The sequence below is a fragment of the Streptomyces coeruleorubidus genome (assembly GCF_028885415.1).
Classification (GTDB): Bacteria; Actinomycetota; Actinomycetes; order Streptomycetales; family Streptomycetaceae; genus Streptomyces; species Streptomyces coeruleorubidus_A.
This window is the reverse complement of record NZ_CP118527.1, coordinates 5,189,381-5,203,410: the sequence shown is the minus strand read 5'-3', so window position 1 is coordinate 5,203,410 and position 14,030 is coordinate 5,189,381. Positions and strand designations below refer to the sequence as shown.

18 protein-coding genes and 1 pseudogene are annotated in these 14,030 nt (G+C 71.7%); 14 read left to right on the top strand and 5 right to left on the bottom strand.

The features are described 5' to 3' along the window. Positions 1–297: 297 nt before the first annotated feature. From PV963_RS24165 to PV963_RS24140, 6 genes are all read left to right on the top strand, one after another. The gene (locus tag PV963_RS24165) at positions 298–1,128 is read left to right on the top strand and encodes a nucleotidyltransferase domain-containing protein (protein ID WP_274817842.1); all 831 of its coding nucleotides are present in this window, start codon (positions 298–300) and stop codon (positions 1,126–1,128) included. Between the two features lie 432 nt (positions 1,129–1,560). Continuing rightward, a complete protein-coding gene (locus tag PV963_RS24160) occupies positions 1,561–1,764 on the top strand; it encodes a cold-shock protein (RefSeq protein WP_004986771.1) in 204 nt (67 codons plus the stop codon). Positions 1,765–1,962: 198 nt separating this feature from the next. Then, positions 1,963–3,453, top strand: a complete 1,491-nt coding sequence (locus PV963_RS24155; protein ID WP_274817841.1) for a DEAD/DEAH box helicase — start codon at positions 1,963–1,965, stop codon at positions 3,451–3,453. A gap of 97 nt (positions 3,454–3,550) precedes the next feature. Continuing rightward, complete coding sequence (locus tag PV963_RS24150) at positions 3,551–3,847, top strand: hypothetical protein (RefSeq protein ID WP_274822106.1); 297 nt, start codon at positions 3,551–3,553, stop codon at positions 3,845–3,847. 48 nt (positions 3,848–3,895) lie between these two features. Next, positions 3,896–4,207 (top strand): SCO5918 family protein, encoded by a 312-nt coding sequence (locus tag PV963_RS24145; RefSeq protein WP_274817840.1) that lies wholly within the window; start codon positions 3,896–3,898, stop codon positions 4,205–4,207. A gap of 443 nt (positions 4,208–4,650) precedes the next feature. Beyond that, positions 4,651–5,004, top strand: coding sequence for a helix-turn-helix domain-containing protein (locus tag PV963_RS24140; RefSeq protein WP_274817839.1), 354 nt, complete (start codon positions 4,651–4,653; stop codon positions 5,002–5,004). Here PV963_RS24140 and PV963_RS24135 read toward each other — a convergent pair whose 3' ends face one another. Next, complete coding sequence (locus PV963_RS24135; protein ID WP_274817838.1) at positions 5,005–5,577, bottom strand: DUF3105 domain-containing protein; 573 nt, start codon at positions 5,575–5,577, stop codon at positions 5,005–5,007. A gap of 26 nt (positions 5,578–5,603) precedes the next feature. Further along, positions 5,604–6,443 (bottom strand): NAD(P)H-binding protein, encoded by an 840-nt coding sequence (locus tag PV963_RS24130; protein ID WP_274817837.1) that lies wholly within the window; start codon positions 6,441–6,443, stop codon positions 5,604–5,606. An 82-nt stretch (positions 6,444–6,525) separates the two neighbouring features. On the opposite strand from PV963_RS24130, the gene PV963_RS24125 reads away from it, so the two are divergent. Next, on the top strand, positions 6,526–7,497 hold the full coding sequence (locus PV963_RS24125; RefSeq protein WP_274817836.1) for an AraC family transcriptional regulator: 972 nt from the start codon (positions 6,526–6,528) through the stop codon (positions 7,495–7,497). 91 nt (positions 7,498–7,588) lie between these two features. Beyond that, the gene (locus PV963_RS24120) at positions 7,589–8,314 is read left to right on the top strand and encodes a GAF and ANTAR domain-containing protein (protein WP_274817835.1); all 726 of its coding nucleotides are present in this window, start codon (positions 7,589–7,591) and stop codon (positions 8,312–8,314) included. 21 nt (positions 8,315–8,335) lie between these two features. On the opposite strand, the gene PV963_RS24115 is transcribed toward PV963_RS24120, so the two are convergent. Further along, positions 8,336–8,842, bottom strand: a complete 507-nt coding sequence (locus PV963_RS24115) for a DUF5994 family protein (protein ID WP_274817834.1) — start codon at positions 8,840–8,842, stop codon at positions 8,336–8,338. A gap of 130 nt (positions 8,843–8,972) precedes the next feature. Here PV963_RS24115 and PV963_RS24110 point away from each other — a divergent pair, with 130 nt between their 5' ends. After that, positions 8,973–9,224: a hypothetical protein gene (locus PV963_RS24110; RefSeq protein ID WP_274817833.1), complete on the top strand. Its 252-nt coding sequence runs from the start codon at positions 8,973–8,975 to the stop codon at positions 9,222–9,224. Between the two features lie 52 nt (positions 9,225–9,276). Here PV963_RS24110 and PV963_RS24105 read toward each other — a convergent pair whose 3' ends face one another. Next, positions 9,277–9,675 (bottom strand): DUF5994 family protein, encoded by a 399-nt coding sequence (locus PV963_RS24105; protein ID WP_274817832.1) that lies wholly within the window; start codon positions 9,673–9,675, stop codon positions 9,277–9,279. Positions 9,676–9,716: 41 nt separating this feature from the next. Beyond that, on the bottom strand, positions 9,717–10,733 hold the full coding sequence (locus PV963_RS24100; RefSeq protein WP_274817831.1) for an acyl-CoA desaturase: 1,017 nt from the start codon (positions 10,731–10,733) through the stop codon (positions 9,717–9,719). Positions 10,734–10,924: 191 nt separating this feature from the next. Between PV963_RS24100 and PV963_RS24095 the strand changes: the two genes are divergently transcribed. From PV963_RS24095 to PV963_RS24075, 5 genes and pseudogenes are all read left to right on the top strand, one after another. After that, positions 10,925–11,281 (top strand): PRC-barrel domain-containing protein, encoded by a 357-nt coding sequence (locus PV963_RS24095; protein ID WP_274817830.1) that lies wholly within the window; start codon positions 10,925–10,927, stop codon positions 11,279–11,281. 37 nt (positions 11,282–11,318) lie between these two features. Then, on the top strand, positions 11,319–11,489 hold the full coding sequence (locus PV963_RS24090; RefSeq protein ID WP_274817829.1) for a hypothetical protein: 171 nt from the start codon (positions 11,319–11,321) through the stop codon (positions 11,487–11,489). Between the two features lie 497 nt (positions 11,490–11,986). Continuing rightward, positions 11,987–12,163, top strand: a pseudogene (locus tag PV963_RS24085) (PIN domain nuclease); the annotation flags it as partial. 120 nt (positions 12,164–12,283) lie between these two features. Beyond that, complete coding sequence (locus tag PV963_RS24080) at positions 12,284–12,910, top strand: glyoxalase (RefSeq protein ID WP_274817828.1); 627 nt, start codon at positions 12,284–12,286, stop codon at positions 12,908–12,910. A 78-nt stretch (positions 12,911–12,988) separates the two neighbouring features. Continuing rightward, positions 12,989–13,990, top strand: a complete 1,002-nt coding sequence (locus PV963_RS24075; RefSeq protein ID WP_274817827.1) for an NAD-dependent epimerase/dehydratase family protein — start codon at positions 12,989–12,991, stop codon at positions 13,988–13,990. Positions 13,991–14,030 lie beyond the last annotated feature (40 nt).

Genomic DNA, 14,030 nt, shown 5'->3' with positions numbered 1-14,030 from the left:
CTCGGCGAGTTCGGCGTTGAGGGAGTGGAGATGGTCGCGGGCGGCGGACATGACCGGCCCGGGGCCGCCGGCGTGAGGCAAGGGCTGGACGCCGAGTAGCCGGCGGCAGCGGCCATGCGAATATCCGGGCCGAGCCCCCACGCCGGATCGGCGGGTCGGCGGCCGAGGGGGTCCACTATGCTCCCGATCATGGCCAACTTCATCTGAGCGGACCGGCACGGTCCACCGGCATCCGCCCGGCTGACGCCGGGCTCCGTCAGCCTGCCCGCACGCTCACCTGAGGGAACCCACCCCGTCATGGACAAGCGTTCCGCCTGCCCCGCCCTGGATGACCGCATCGCCCGCCTGCGGCAGCTCGCCCACGCCGACTCCCGTCTGGAGGGCGTGCTGCTCTACGGCTCGTGGACCCTGGGCGAGGCCGACGCCCATTCCGACATCGAGGCCTACCTCTACATCCAGGACGACCACGTCGCCGACTTCGACGGCCTCGCCTTCCTGGCACAACTCGCCCCGCTCAAGCTGGCGTACACCAACATGTACGGCATCCTCGCGGTCGTCTTCGACGACCTGATGCGCGGCGAGTTCCACCTCACCGCCGCGGGCCCCGGCATCGACGAAGTACCGACGTGGCAGGGGATGGTGCACCTTCCCCGCCCCGACGACGCCGTCCTGCTCGACCGCACCGGCCGGCTGACCCGCGCCGCCCGGCAACTGGCCGAGTTCCGCCCGCCCGAGCCCGCGGCGACGGCCCGGCAGCTCATCGACGAGCTGGCCAACTGGACGCTCATGCTCGCCCACGTCCTGGCCCGCGGCGAGACCGCCCGGGCCCATGCCCTGTTGCACACCGTCATCGCGCCGCAGCAGCTCCAGCTCTGCCGCCTCCTGCGCGACAGCACGGCCCACTGGCTCACCCCCAGCCGCGCGCTGGAACAGGACCTGCCCGCCGCCGACCGGGACCGCTACACCGCCACCACCGCCGCCGCCCGTCGGCCCGAGGTGCGAACGGCGGCGTCCGACAGCTGGCGCTGGAGCCGGGACCTGGCCGCCGAGGCGGCCGATCGCTGGACCATCCGCCTGCCGCACGAACTCCACGAACAGATCAGCGATCTGCTGGACGGCACTCGCTGACCGTCCCGCCCGCTTCTCCGCCGCCGGGTCCTCCGGCGGGTCACCCGTTTGCCGATGTGACCTTCATCGCGATCGCGGGGTCCCGGCGCGTTCGTCGTGGTCCCGCCGGCTGGTGGCGGCGGCCGCGGCCCAGGGATCATCACGGGAGGTCATGGCGCTGCGGCCGGAAGCACCGACAGGAACAGTGCGTCCGCGCGGGACCAATATCTGTTTTTGCGAGATGAGAAATTGGCGCGGCACACGGCGAGTATTCCTCGACCGCCTGCCGGGGCGGAATTATCGATCCGCACGGCGCCGGCCGCGCCATGCTACTGTCGATCTCAGTTGCAGGTGTGGTTGCCAGAAGGTTCATTTTCCTACGGGGTAATCAGCACGGCGACGCGGAATCCGCACAGGGCGAATTCCGAACATCGTCTCCGAAGGAGAATTAACATGGCTACTGGCACCGTGAAGTGGTTCAACGCGGAAAAGGGCTTCGGCTTCATCGAGCAGGACGGCGGCGGCGCCGACGTCTTCGCCCACTACTCCAACATCGCTGCCCAGGGCTTCCGTGAGCTGCTGGAAGGCCAGAAGGTGTCCTTCGACATCGCGCAGGGCCAGAAGGGCCCGACGGCCGAGAACATCGTTCCCGCCTGACATCGCGGCAGTAACGCATATTTCGCAGCTGGGGCCCGCACCTTGGGGTGCGGGCCCCAGCTCGCTGCTTTTCAGGGCGCGTGACAATAAGGCCGCGTCCAACATCTCAGGCTCGTTCTCGCGATTCTCTGCGCCGTTCATTTTGCTGCGGAAATTCCTTGCTACGTGCCTACCAGCTCACATCGAGGAAGGTTCCGCTTGAACCGCGCACGCACCGCCCGTCCGACCCGCACCTACGACCGCTCCCGGGGTGCCGCCAAGGGCTCGGGGGCTCCGCGACGCTCCAAGGGCTACGAGCGCCGACCGGCCGCTCCCCAGGGGGAGTTCGCGCTGCCGGTGACGACCACGCCCGCGCTGCCCGCCGTCGAGGCGTTCGCCGACCTCGCCCTGCCCGCGCCGCTGCTGGCCGCGCTCGGCCACGAGGGCGTGACCGTGCCGTTCCCCATCCAGGGGGCGACCCTGCCGAACTCCCTCGCCGGGCGTGACGTGCTCGGCCGCGGCCGTACCGGGTCGGGCAAGACCCTCGCCTTCGGCCTCGCACTGCTGGCCCGTACGGCAGGCCGGCGCGCGGCGGCACGGCAGCCGCTCGCCCTGATCCTGGTCCCCACCCGCGAGCTCGCCCAGCAGGTGACCGACGCGCTCACCCCGTACGCCCGCTCCGTGCGGCTGAAGCTGGCCACCGTGGTCGGCGGCATGTCGATCGGCCGGCAGGCGGGTGCGCTGCGGTCCGGTGCCGAGGTCGTCGTCGCGACGCCGGGGCGGCTCAAGGACCTCATCGACCGTGGTGACTGCCGACTGGACGACGTCGCCATCACCGTCCTCGACGAGGCCGACCAGATGGCCGACATGGGCTTCATGCCCCAGGTCACCGCCCTGCTCGACCAGGTGCGCCCCGAGGGGCAGCGGATGCTCTTCTCCGCCACCCTGGACCGCAACGTCGACCTGCTCGTCCGCCGCTATCTGACGGACCCGGTGGTCCACTCCGTCGACCCGTCGGCGGGTGCGGTCACCACGATGGAGCACCACGTGCTGCACGTGCACGAAGCGGACAAGCACCGTACGACGACCGAGATCGCGGCGCGGGACGGCCGGGTGATCATGTTCCTGGACACCAAGCGCGCCGTGGACCGGCTGACCGAGCACCTGCTGAACAACGGCGTCCGCGCCGCGGCTCTGCACGGCGGCAAGTCCCAGCCCCAGCGCACGCGCACCCTCGCCCAGTTCAAGACCGGCCATGTGACGGTGCTGGTGGCGACCAACGTCGCGGCCCGCGGCATCCACGTCGACAACCTCGACCTGGTCGTCAACGTCGATCCGCCCACCGACCACAAGGACTACCTGCACCGCGGCGGCCGTACCGCCCGCGCCGGCGAGTCAGGCAGCGTCGTCACCCTCGTGACACCCGGCCAGCGCCGCGGCATGAACCGGCTGATGGCTTCGGCCGCCATCACCCCCCAGGTCACCCCGGTGCGTTCGGGAGAAGCGGAACTGAGCCGCATCACAGGCGCCCAGACCCCGTCCGGTGTGCCTGTCGTCATCGCCGCACCGGCCCCGGCGCATCCCCGCCGTGCCGCGTCTTCCGGGGCCCCCTCGTCCCGGGGCCGCCGCAACCGCCCCGTCCAGGGGCGCCCCACCGGACAGGCGGGACGGCGCAGGGCGCAGCGGCCCGCCTACGACCCGGCGGCCTAGGCCTGTTGCGTCGATCCTCAGCTCACCCATCTCCGTGGAGGCAGCTTTGACACCGGTTCAGACGCAGGGCCAGCAGGCGGATCCCTCTCTCGTGTCCATGGTGGACGCCATGGACACGTCCGGCCCCCGGGTCCGGGACGACATGACCGTCGAGGTCGCCCTGTCCGTCATGGCCGGTGCCCGTGTCGAGTACCTCCTCCTGTGTGACGGGGACGACCAGTGCACGGGCTCGGTCACCCGGGCCGAACTCGCCGTTCACCGCGGCAGTTCCACGTACACGGACCGGACCCGACTGCGGGACGTCCTCGACGGACCGTTCGGCTCACCCCTCCCCCGGACCGCCGCCGTCGGCGAGCCCGGCCGGGCCCCGGGCGTCCTCGCCCTGTCCTGCTGATCCGCCTCGCCCGGTCAGCCGTTCTCTCCTTCTCCCCGTGGGGGCATCATGCGCTGTGTCATCGCCCGGTACCCGTTCGACCTGACCAAGAGCGGGGTGCTGGCCTCGATGAAGGGCGTCACGCCCGAGATCGTCACAGGTGAGTCCGTGACCATCGGCCGCCGCCGCTACCCCGTCAAGCAGGTGGGCCAGGTCGTCACCCGACAGGACCGCCGCGACTTCACCGGCAGCGAAGTCATCCGGGCCATGACCCGCCTCGGCTTCACCTGCCACGCCCACCCCGAGGCCGCGCCCGTGCGCGTCCCCACTCCGCTCCAGACCGCGTCGGAACTGCTCGGCGCCGCGCCCCTGGACGCATGAGGAAGGGCGGACAACCGCCCACCCCGATCCCGATGAGGGCCCTGCCGACGCGCGTCGGCAGGGCCCTCGTCGTCGTCTCGCCGCCCCAGGCTGTCTGCGCCCCCAGAGAATAAAATCTACTCTTGCCAGAGTAGACATTGGGCTCCGGCGCAGTTAACCTTTTTCTCGTTGACACAGATCAGTGAGCAGAGGAGAACGGAGGAGCAGACGCCATCAGGATCGCCCGGCCCGAGCAGCGCTCGGCCCGGGTACCGCAAGACCCCGGATTGGAAGGTGGTCCCCGGTCACGCAGCCGCGATCCCCGCATCCCCCCGTCTGCAGGACCGGGAGCGGAAACAGAAGGTCGGCAGAGCATTAGGGCCGACAGATGGTGTTCAATTTCCTTCGGGGCCCTGGTGCCGTACGGCACCAGGGCCCCTCGACGCGTTGTACTACGAGGTGACATGACAGCAGATACCCCACTCAGCGATCGTCTGGACGACGACGACTACCCCGCGTACACCATGGGGCGGGCCGCCGAGATGCTCGGCACCACCCCGGCCTTCCTCCGAGCCATCGGTGAGGCTCGTCTGATCACTCCGCTGCGCTCGGAGGGCGGACACCGCCGGTACTCCCGCTACCAGCTGCGCGTCGCGGCGCGCGCCCGCGAGCTCGTCGACAGGGGCACGCCGATCGAGGCCGCGTGCCGCATCGTCATCCTCGAGGACCAGCTCGAGGAAGCTCAGCGCATCAACGCCGAGTACCGCCGCCGTGCCGGGCACGAGGCGCCCGAAGGCTCCGTCGCCGATTCCGGCTGATCATCTGGGCGCGGTGAGGCCCCCAGTACAGGGAGCGCCCGGTTCCGGAGTCTGGGGCCCCTGGACGTAGGCGGTGATGAACTGCTCGACGCGCGGGTCGGATGCCGTTTCCACACTGAGTTGGTGGCCCCACGCGGAGAGCATGATCGTCCCGGACTGCCGGGTGACGGGGCTCATCAGCGTGTAGGGCGTCCGGGCCACCTTGCCGGCGAGCCGCTTGAGGTCGGTGGCAGTCGCCGTCCCGTTGTACGTGATCCAGACGGCACCGTGCTCCAGGGAGTGCACGGCGTTCTCGTCGCGGATCGTCTCGGTGTAGACGGTGCCGTCGCAGGTCATCCACGTTTTGTCATGGGCTCCACCGACGGGCGGGGTCATGGGATGGCGGACGTCGCCTTCCACGTGGTCGTACCCGAGCGTGCCGGCGTCCCAGACCCTTTCGCCGGACACCTGTGGCCTCGCTGCCGCCGCCTCGCGCTCACGGTCCTGGTAGACGTGGTACGCCCACTGGCCGGCGAGCCAGGCGACGCTGATCGCGCTGACGGTGAGGAGGACGGCGCGGTGTCGGCTGTCCATACGGATGAGTCCCGGTCAGGGCGGGGTCAGCTGTTCCAGACACCCTGTCGGGCGGTGGTGTCGGCGTACTCGGAGAAGTCCCGGGGAGCCCGGCCCAGTGCCTTCTGGACGCCGTCGCTGAGCGAGGCGAGACCGCCTGAGCGGACGTGGTCGTACAGGCCGACCGTCAGTTGCACCCACTCCTCGGGCACACCCTGCGCCCGCTGCTCCTCGGCGTACGCCTCCGGCGTCAGCGGGACGTACCGGAGGTCACGGCCGGTGGCCCGGGCGATCTCCGCGACGGCGTCGGCGAAGGTCATCAGCCGGGGGCCGCTGAGCTCGTAGTGCCATCCGGCGTGCCCGGCCTCCGTCAGGGCCGCGACCGCCACCTCGGCGATGTCCTCGGCGTCGATGAACGCCTCCTTGCCGTCGCCGGCCGGCAGCCGTATCTCACCGCTCAGGACGGGGTCGTGGAGGAAGTCCTCGCTGAAGTTCTGGAAGAACCACCGCACCCGCAGCACGGTCCAGTCCAGACCCGCGTGCTCGAGGGCCCGCTCCGCGGCCAGGACGTGTTCCTGGGCAGGGCCCCAGGCATCGGACGGCGTGGACAGCAGCACCGCGTGACGGGCTCCGGCAGCCGCGGCCTGCCGGGCGAACGCGGCGACATCGTCGGCGGCCTGCGGGCTGCCCAGGTCGGGGTGCACGACGTACGTCCCCGTCACCCCGCGCAGGGCTGCCTCCCAGGTGCCGCGGTCCGTCCAGTCGAAGGGCTGCGTGGCGGAACGGGACGCCGCGCGGACCGGCACGCCCCGCTCCCGAAGCAGCCGCGCCACCCGGCGGCCCGTCTTTCCCGTGGCCGCTGTCACCAGGATCATCTCGTCGCTCATGGCCTCAAGCGAACCAGTCGCCGTCCGCCCGGGACATGCCGTGCGGACTCACGTCCATACGCGTTCGTCTACGCTGACCGGCATGGATCCCATGGGGCTGACCAGCACGGATCCGCTGACGGACCTGCTGAACGGGGTGCGGACCAGTGGCGCCGTCTTCCACCAGTCCTCCCTGACCGGCTCCTGGGCGGCACGCTTCGAGGACGGCTCGCCGCTGGCGCTCGCGGTCCTCGTGCGCGGCTCCGCCTGGATCACTCCCCAGGGCGGCGACCCGGTGCGGATCGGCCCCGGAGACGTCGCGGTGCTGTGCGGCGGCGCGCCGTACGTGATCGCGGACGACCCCGGCACCGAACCGGAGCTGGTGATCCGCCACGGGGGCCGCTGCACGACCCCGCAGGGCGAGGAGCTGGCCCGCCCCCGGATACCGGATGCCGGCTCCTGGGACGCGGGAGGGACCAACGGCACGCTCCTGCTCAGCGGGCTCTGCACCGTGGACAGCGGCACCCCGGGCCGGCTGCTGGCCGCGCTGCCGCCCCTGGCCGTCATCGAGGCGGACGTGGGCAGCTGCCCGGTCAGCCGGACGATGTTCGAGGAGATCATCCGCGAGGAGCCCGGGCAGCGGCTTCTCCTGGACCGGGCGCTGGACCTGATGCTCATCACCGCCCTGCGCGCCTGGTTCACCCGCCCCGGTGCCCGGGTCCCCGCCTGGTACCGAGCCCGCAGCGACCCCGTGGTCGGCCCCGCCCTGCGCATGCTGCACAGCGATCCCGCCCACCCGTGGACCCTGCCGGCTCTGGCGGCGAGGACCGGAGTGTCCCGGGCCAACCTCGCCCGGCGCTTCGCGGCCCTGGTCGGCCGGCCGCCCATGACGTACCTACGGGAACAGCGCCTCGCCTTGGCCGCCGAGCTGCTGCGCGAACCGGACACGACGCTCGCCGTGGTGGCGGACCGCGTCGGGTTCGCCAACGCCTTCGCCTTCAGCGCCGCGTTCAAGCGGGAACACGGCATCAGCCCGCGCGAGTACCGCACGCGCGAGACGCGGGCGGCGACCTGACGTCCGACTCCGGCGTGCGAGGGCGCGTCGGGACCCCTTCCCCGCCCAGGACACGCGTCGGCCGTCAGCCGGGCCGTCGGGTGCGGTTCCCGTGTGGGGGGCCGTCCGTGCGGGCAGTCGTGCGTGGGCCGATGGGAAGGACCAGGGCCCGCAGCGGAGCGGGGGCCGTCGGACGGAGGACCGTGGGATCCGGCGGTCGGCGGATCGTCCCGAGGTCCTGCCATCCTGTCCCTGCGACTCGGACGAGCGCGCCCGCCTGCTGGAACTCTTCGCGCTCCAGCACCACCAGGGGCCGTGCGTGGAGTGCTACCGCACCGGCGCCGCCCGGACGAACATCGAGCTGACGCGGCCGGAGCCCGCCGACGGCCGGCCGCACTTCGCCGCGCGGGCACGCGAGACGGGATACGTGAGCACGCACGCCCTCCCGCTCCGTTTGCGCAGCCGCGTCATCGGCGCGCTCAGCCTGTTCCAGAGCGCACCGCACCGCCTCGGCGACGACGACATCGCGCTCGCCCAGGCACTCGCCGACGTGGCCACCATCGCGATCCTCCAGCAGCGCACGCTGCAACAGTCGCAGGTCGTCAACAGCCGGCTGGAGACCGCGCTGACCAGCCGCGTCCTGGTCGAGCAGGCCAAGGGCGTGCTGGCGGAGCGCTGGAGCACGTCCGTCGACGACGCCTTCGCCGCGTTCCGGTCGTACGCGCGCGCCCGTCACCTGCGCCTGTCGGATCTGGCCACGCGGATCGTCTCGGGTGACTTCGACACCGCGGACATCCCGCTACCGGCGCCGGTCAGCCCCGAGGACCGCCGCCGCTGACCGGCGGTGCTTCCCGGCCGTTCACCAGGGGCGCTCGGGAGTTCCGTGGCGCCCGGACTCGCGCTCGGTGCCGGTGTCGATGAGGATCTGTCCGGCCTGCGTCACGCTGTCGGCGCGGACGGCCTCGGCCATGGCGGCGCGCGCGGCGTCGGGCGTCGCGTGCGGCGGGACAACGAGGAGGGAGAAGAGATCCTGCCCGCCCCGGGTGACGAGGACGGTGTCGTCGCCGATCGGGGAGGAGTCGATGTGGACGACACGGTCGTCGATGGTCATCCGCGTCGGCAGCTCATCCCAGGCGCCGGCGTCCAGGCCGACACGGGTGATGGGCCCGAGGTACTCCGTCAGCGCGCTGATCAGGCCGGGGAGCTCGGCGGCGATGTCGCGGGAGCGCGGCCACCACGCCCCGTCGAGCACGCCCTGCCGGTCGTGGGTCGTCTCCAGCCGTACGACAGCCGTTCCGGGCCGCACGGCCTGGTGGACGGCGTCCGGCAGGAGCCTGGTCACACGCGGGGGGTCGGAGTCGGACATCGCTCTCGCCTGCCTGCCGGGAATCCGGCCGGGGAATGAGGAAGCCGAGTGGCCTCCTCGTTTCACGGTACTCTCCGGAAGTGAGAGATCAGGCCCGTCTCACACCGGGACATCGAACTCCGAGGTCGCCATGCAGTTCACGGAACCACCCTCGGACGGGCACGCCGAGGTCCGCATCGTCGCCGCCTCGCCCGAGGTCGCCCGCCGGGTCGCGGAGGTTCTCCGCCATTGCTTCGCCGCCACCGAGCAGCGCAGCTACCCCGCGGGCCCCGACGGAGGAACCCGCCTCGACCTCACCGTGGACACCACCCGCGCGGCAGAACCCGCACGGTCCTGGCTGGAGACCAGCCAGTCCATGGAGGACGGCCACCGGCGGCAGTGAGACGGTGTCCGGTGAGTGCCCGACGGAAGTGTGACGATGCTCGGTGTCCCGGTCACACCTGATCGCTCGCCGCGGCCGCCATCAGCGGTTCCGCGGCCTCCTCGGTCGTATCCGGCGGCACGACCAGCAGGTCCCAGCGGCCCCGCCCGGGGGCGAGCAGGACGACGGTGTGCGGGGTGGACGCCGCGAGAGCCCTGTGCAGTTGTACGACCTGGTTGAAGACGAGCATCCGGCCGGGTACCGCGGACCACGTCGCCCCGTTGACGGTGACGCTGGTGATGTGGCCCCACGCCCGCGGCAACCCGGCCAGCAGCGTCGGGAGTTCCGCCGGCAGGTCGTACGAGCGGGGCCACCACGCTCCGTCGATGGGCCGGGGCATGCCGCTGCGGGGTGCGAGACGCATCCGGAGCACCGGGTCGGAGGGAAGCGGGGGCTGTAGCGCGGTGCTCATGAGGGCTCCTGCCGACGGTCGTGAGGGTCGGGTGGTCGGTGTCAGACGCGACGGGCCGCGACCCGTTCCGCGGTCGGCCAGCGCACGTCGTGCACCCAGCCGAGGCGTTCGAGGAGGCGGATGACGGCGGCGGAGGGGTCCACCTGACCTCGGTCGACGCCGTGGCGGGCGCTGGTGGGGTCGGCGTGGTGGAGGTTGTGCCAGCTCTCGCCGAACGAGAGCAGGGCCAGCGGCCACAGGTTGGTGGCCCGGTCGTGGCGGCGGGTGCGGAACGGGCGCTCACCGATCAGGTGGCAGAGGGAGTTCACGCTCCAGGTGACGTGGTGGAGCAGCGCGATGCGCACGAGTCCCGCCCACAGCAGGGCGGTCACGCCGTACAGCCACGTGCCGCCGATGGCCCAGCCCACCGCGAACGGCAGGGCGAGCGTGAGGACGCACAGGGCCGGGAAGGCGCGGGCGACCGCGCGGATGTCGCGGTCGGCCAGCAGGTCGGGGGCATAGCGCTCCGGCGGCGTACGGTCGTTGCGGAACAGCCAGCCCACGTGCGCGTGCAGCAGCCCGCGCAACTGGCCTCGCAGATGGGTGCCGTAGCGGTACGGGGAGTGCGGGTCACCCGGCCGGTCGGTGAAGGCGTGGTGGCGGCGGTGGGTGGCGACCCAGCCGATGACGTCGCCCTGGAAACTCATCGACCCGGCCACCGCGAGCGCGATGCGCACGGGGCGGGCGGCCCGGTAGCCGCCGTGGGTGAGGCCGCGGTGGAAGCCGACCGTGACGCCGAGACCCGTGATCGTGTACAGGACGAGGGCGAGCACGATGTCGGTGGGGTGGATGAGACTCCCCCACAGCAGCCAGCCGGCGAGCGCGATCGCCACGAACGGCAGGACGACGATCACGCCCGTCACCGCGACGTACAGCCGCTCACCGCCGTCGCGGGCGGGCGCCGGGCCGTCCGGCGGGAACGGAGACGTCCCGTCGTAGCCCTGGGGCGACGGGGGCGACGGGGCGGGGCCCGACGGTGCGACCGTCGTGGACGTGTCCGGAATGTGAGGCGGTGGCATGCGTGGCTCCTCGGCCTGGATGCGGATGGCGCGGCCGGGGTCACGGGCTGCCCATGCGAGGACGGGTGAGTGGTGCGCGATGTCCGGAGCCGGTCAGATATTCCGGCATACGGAAAGTCCTCGTTCTCCCCACCGTACTCCGGCCCGGGCCGGAGTACGGTGAAATGGCGGGACCAAACAGGGAGCACGGCATGATCCGTTCAGCCGACATCCGCGAATGGCGCGACCGTGACGTGGTCGATCCGAAGCAGCGCAGGATCGGCATGCTCGAAGCGGTCTACGTGGACACGGCCACCGACGAACCGGCCATGGCCACCGTCCGGACCGGGCTGCCCACCCGCCGGCGCCTGATCTTCGTCCCCCTCGACGACGCCGTTCTCGGACCGGGCTACGTCAAGGTCTCCTACACCAGGGGCCAGGTGCGCAAAGCCCCCTCGATCGGGACCGACGACGTCCTGCCGGCCGAGCAGGAGGAGGAGGTCTTCCAGCACTACGGCATGGCGTACCGGTCGGGAGCAGGGGGCGAGCGCCGGCTCGCCCGCCGGTGACCGTAGGCACGTGGCACAGGAGAGGTGGTCCGCGGTGATGGCACTCTTCCTTCTGGTCGTCCTCGTGGCCGTCGTACTGGGAATCATCGGTGTGGCAGCGGAGGGCCTCGGTTATCTCCTGGCCATCGGCATCGTCCTTCTCGGCGTCGACGTGATCTTCTTCGCGGTACGGCTGTCCCGACGTGCGGGGCGGCGGCCTGTGCGCTGACGGCGGCAGACGTGCGACCGGGCTGCCTCTAGAGGTCGCTACCGCCGTCGGCGAGTCGGGCTCCCGCTTCGAAGTCATGGAGACCGACTACATAGACGCGCCCTTCCTTGCGCACCCGACAGGGACGTGCCGCATCAGTCCGAGGCGCTGAGCCACGGCGCCCAGCCGCTCCCCGTGCGCCTGTTGTGCGAGCGCCATCGACATCGTGCTGACCTGCAGGACCTGACCATCGAAGAAGGTTGGAGCGGCCTCCTGGAGGAGTGGATCGGGTGGTCCATCCTCGACCTCTGCGGCCGGCACCTCGTTCGGGGCCCGACGTCCGGTCTCATGAAGGCACCAACCCGTCACCATGGAAACGGGATCGGCGAGATTCGTGGGTCCGAGTACGGGGCCGTGACTCAGGGCGTCGTCGTGAGCCAGAAGCGCTCGCGCGCGATCCAGCTCGTTCAAGCACGGGTCTCGTCGCCGGCCAGTGCGTGCCCCGGACGAGCGAGCAGCAGGAGATCCTCACCCAGCGCGGACAGCACCGCAGCGACGGGGCCGTCGATCTCGTGGTGGCCGCCACGGCCGAGCTGCAAGGGCTGACGCTGCTCCATCGCGACCGGGACTTCGAGTGCATCGCCGCCGTCACCGGCCAGGCACTCCAGTGGTACGGCCCCGAAGCCGGCAAGTGAGCCGGGGGCGGTCTCCACGTTGCCCGAGAAGGTGTCGGTGTCTCCAGGGCCCTGGTGAGTTCCTCGTTCCGGTCAGGATTCGAGAAGCGCATGTCTCGTGCCGCGCCTAGCGTCGGCATCATGACTTCCATCGAATCCGTCACCCTCGACGTGGACGACCCCGCCGCCGCCCGCCGCTTCTACACCAGTGCGTTCGGACTGGGCGGTCAGGTACGCGTGCGGCCCTCGGAGACGCCGACTACCGGCTTTCGGGGGTTCACGCTGTCGCTCGTGGTGTCCCAGCCGGCCGATGTCGACGCCCTCGTCGGCGCCGCCGTGGAAGCCGGTGGCGCGACGCTGAAGCCCGCCGCCAAGTCGCTGTGGGGTTACGGGGGTGTCGTGCGAGCGCCGGACGGGACGATCTGGCAGGTCGCGTCGTCGTCGAAGAAGGACACCGGGCCGGCCACCCGGCGGATCGACGAGATCGTGCTCCTGCTGGGTGTCGCGGACATGGCCGGGAGCAAGCGGTTCTACGCCGAGCACGGCCTCCCCGTGGCGAAGAGCTTCGGCAGCAAGTACGTCGAGTTCGACACCGGGTCGGGCTCCGTCAAGCTGGCGCTGTACAAGCGCCGGGGCCTGGCCAAGCTCGTCGGTGTCTCTCCCGACGGCACCGGATCGCACCGGCTCACGATCAACGGCGACGCCGGGCCCTTCACCGACCCGGACGGGTTCGCGTGGGCGACCGCGTCACAGACCGCGTCGTTGTGAGCGGGCGCGATCTTACGGAGTCGTGACGTGCGGGCGCGGTCTCGTGGTGCGGCGAGGTCGCGGGCCTAGCGTGGCCGTATGCGCGTACTGGTCACCGGCGGTGCCGGGTTCATCGGGTCCCATGTGGTCGCCGCCCTGCGCGAGCGCGGGCACGAGGCGGTCGTGTTCGACGTGCGGGAGGACGCCGGCGCCGACGTGCGGGACCCGGCGACCGTCGGCCGCGCCCTGGCCGGTGTGGACGCCGTGTGTCACCAGGCCGCGCGGGTCGGGCTCGGCGACGGGGTCGCCGACGCGGCGGAGTACGTCTCCCACAACGACCTCGGGGCCGCCGTGCTGCTCGCCGCCATGGCGGAGGCGGGGGTACGGCGTCTCGTCCTGGCCGGGTCGATGGTGATCTACGGGGAGGGGCGGTACGAGTGCCCCCGGCACGGCGTCGTACGGCCCGGGCCGCGTGCCGTCACCGACCTCGACGCCGGCCGGTTCGAGCCGCCGTGCCCGGTGTGCGGGGCCGACCTCGTCCCCGGGCTGGTCGGCGAGGACGCCCCGGCCGATCCACGGAACGTGTACGCGACGACCAAGCTGGCCCAGGAGCACCTGGCCGCCGCCTGGGCCCGCTGCACGGGCGGGTCGGCGGTGTCGCTGCGCTACCACAACGTGTACGGGCCCGGTATGCCCCGCGACACCCCGTACGCCGGTGTCGCCTCCTTCTTCCGTTCGGCGCTCGCCCGGGGCGAGGCACCGCGCGTGTTCGAGGACGGGCGGCAGCGCAGGGACTTCGTGCACGTCCGGGACGTGGCTCAGGCCAATGCCGTGGCGCTGGAGGCGGAGGCCGCCCCGGGTGTGCTCACGGCGTACAACACCGGCAGCGGCGACCCGCACACCGTCGGCGAGATGGCCCGGGCGCTGGCCGCCGCGTACGGCGGGCCCGAGCCCGTCGTGACCGGCGAGTACCGGCTCGGGGACGTACGGCACATCACCGCCGACTCCGCGCGGCTGCGCAGTGAGTCGGGGTGGAAGCCGGAGGTCGGGTTCGAGGAAGGCATGGCGGAGTTCGCGCGGGCCGGGATGCGGGACGCGTAGGAGCTGTCGCCCTCCCCTGGGTCCGGCTCGCGAAAGACCG

Excerpts from the sequence above, each read along its gene's own strand:
- PV963_RS24165 (WP_274817842.1), top strand. The coding sequence starts at position 298 with ATGGACAAGCGTTCCGCCTGCCCCGCCCTGGATGACCGCATCGCCCGC.
- PV963_RS24160 (WP_004986771.1), top strand. The coding sequence starts at position 1,561 with ATGGCTACTGGCACCGTGAAGTGGTTCAACGCGGAAAAGGGCTTCGGC.
- PV963_RS24150 (WP_274822106.1), top strand. The coding sequence starts at position 3,551 with ATGGTGGACGCCATGGACACGTCCGGCCCCCGGGTCCGGGACGACATG.
- PV963_RS24145 (WP_274817840.1), top strand. The coding sequence starts at position 3,896 with ATGCGCTGTGTCATCGCCCGGTACCCGTTCGACCTGACCAAGAGCGGG.
- PV963_RS24140 (WP_274817839.1), top strand. The coding sequence starts at position 4,651 with ATGACAGCAGATACCCCACTCAGCGATCGTCTGGACGACGACGACTAC.
- PV963_RS24135 (WP_274817838.1), bottom strand. The coding sequence starts at position 5,577 with ATGGACAGCCGACACCGCGCCGTCCTCCTCACCGTCAGCGCGATCAGC.
- PV963_RS24130 (WP_274817837.1), bottom strand. The coding sequence starts at position 6,443 with ATGAGCGACGAGATGATCCTGGTGACAGCGGCCACGGGAAAGACGGGC.
- PV963_RS24125 (WP_274817836.1), top strand. The coding sequence starts at position 6,526 with ATGGATCCCATGGGGCTGACCAGCACGGATCCGCTGACGGACCTGCTG.
- PV963_RS24115 (WP_274817834.1), bottom strand. The coding sequence starts at position 8,842 with ATGTCCGACTCCGACCCCCCGCGTGTGACCAGGCTCCTGCCGGACGCC.
- PV963_RS24110 (WP_274817833.1), top strand. The coding sequence starts at position 8,973 with ATGCAGTTCACGGAACCACCCTCGGACGGGCACGCCGAGGTCCGCATC.
- PV963_RS24105 (WP_274817832.1), bottom strand. The coding sequence starts at position 9,675 with ATGAGCACCGCGCTACAGCCCCCGCTTCCCTCCGACCCGGTGCTCCGG.
- PV963_RS24100 (WP_274817831.1), bottom strand. The coding sequence starts at position 10,733 with ATGCCACCGCCTCACATTCCGGACACGTCCACGACGGTCGCACCGTCG.
- PV963_RS24095 (WP_274817830.1), top strand. The coding sequence starts at position 10,925 with ATGATCCGTTCAGCCGACATCCGCGAATGGCGCGACCGTGACGTGGTC.
- PV963_RS24090 (WP_274817829.1), top strand. The coding sequence starts at position 11,319 with ATGGCACTCTTCCTTCTGGTCGTCCTCGTGGCCGTCGTACTGGGAATC.
- PV963_RS24080 (WP_274817828.1), top strand. The coding sequence starts at position 12,284 with ATGACTTCCATCGAATCCGTCACCCTCGACGTGGACGACCCCGCCGCC.
- PV963_RS24075 (WP_274817827.1), top strand. The coding sequence starts at position 12,989 with ATGCGCGTACTGGTCACCGGCGGTGCCGGGTTCATCGGGTCCCATGTG.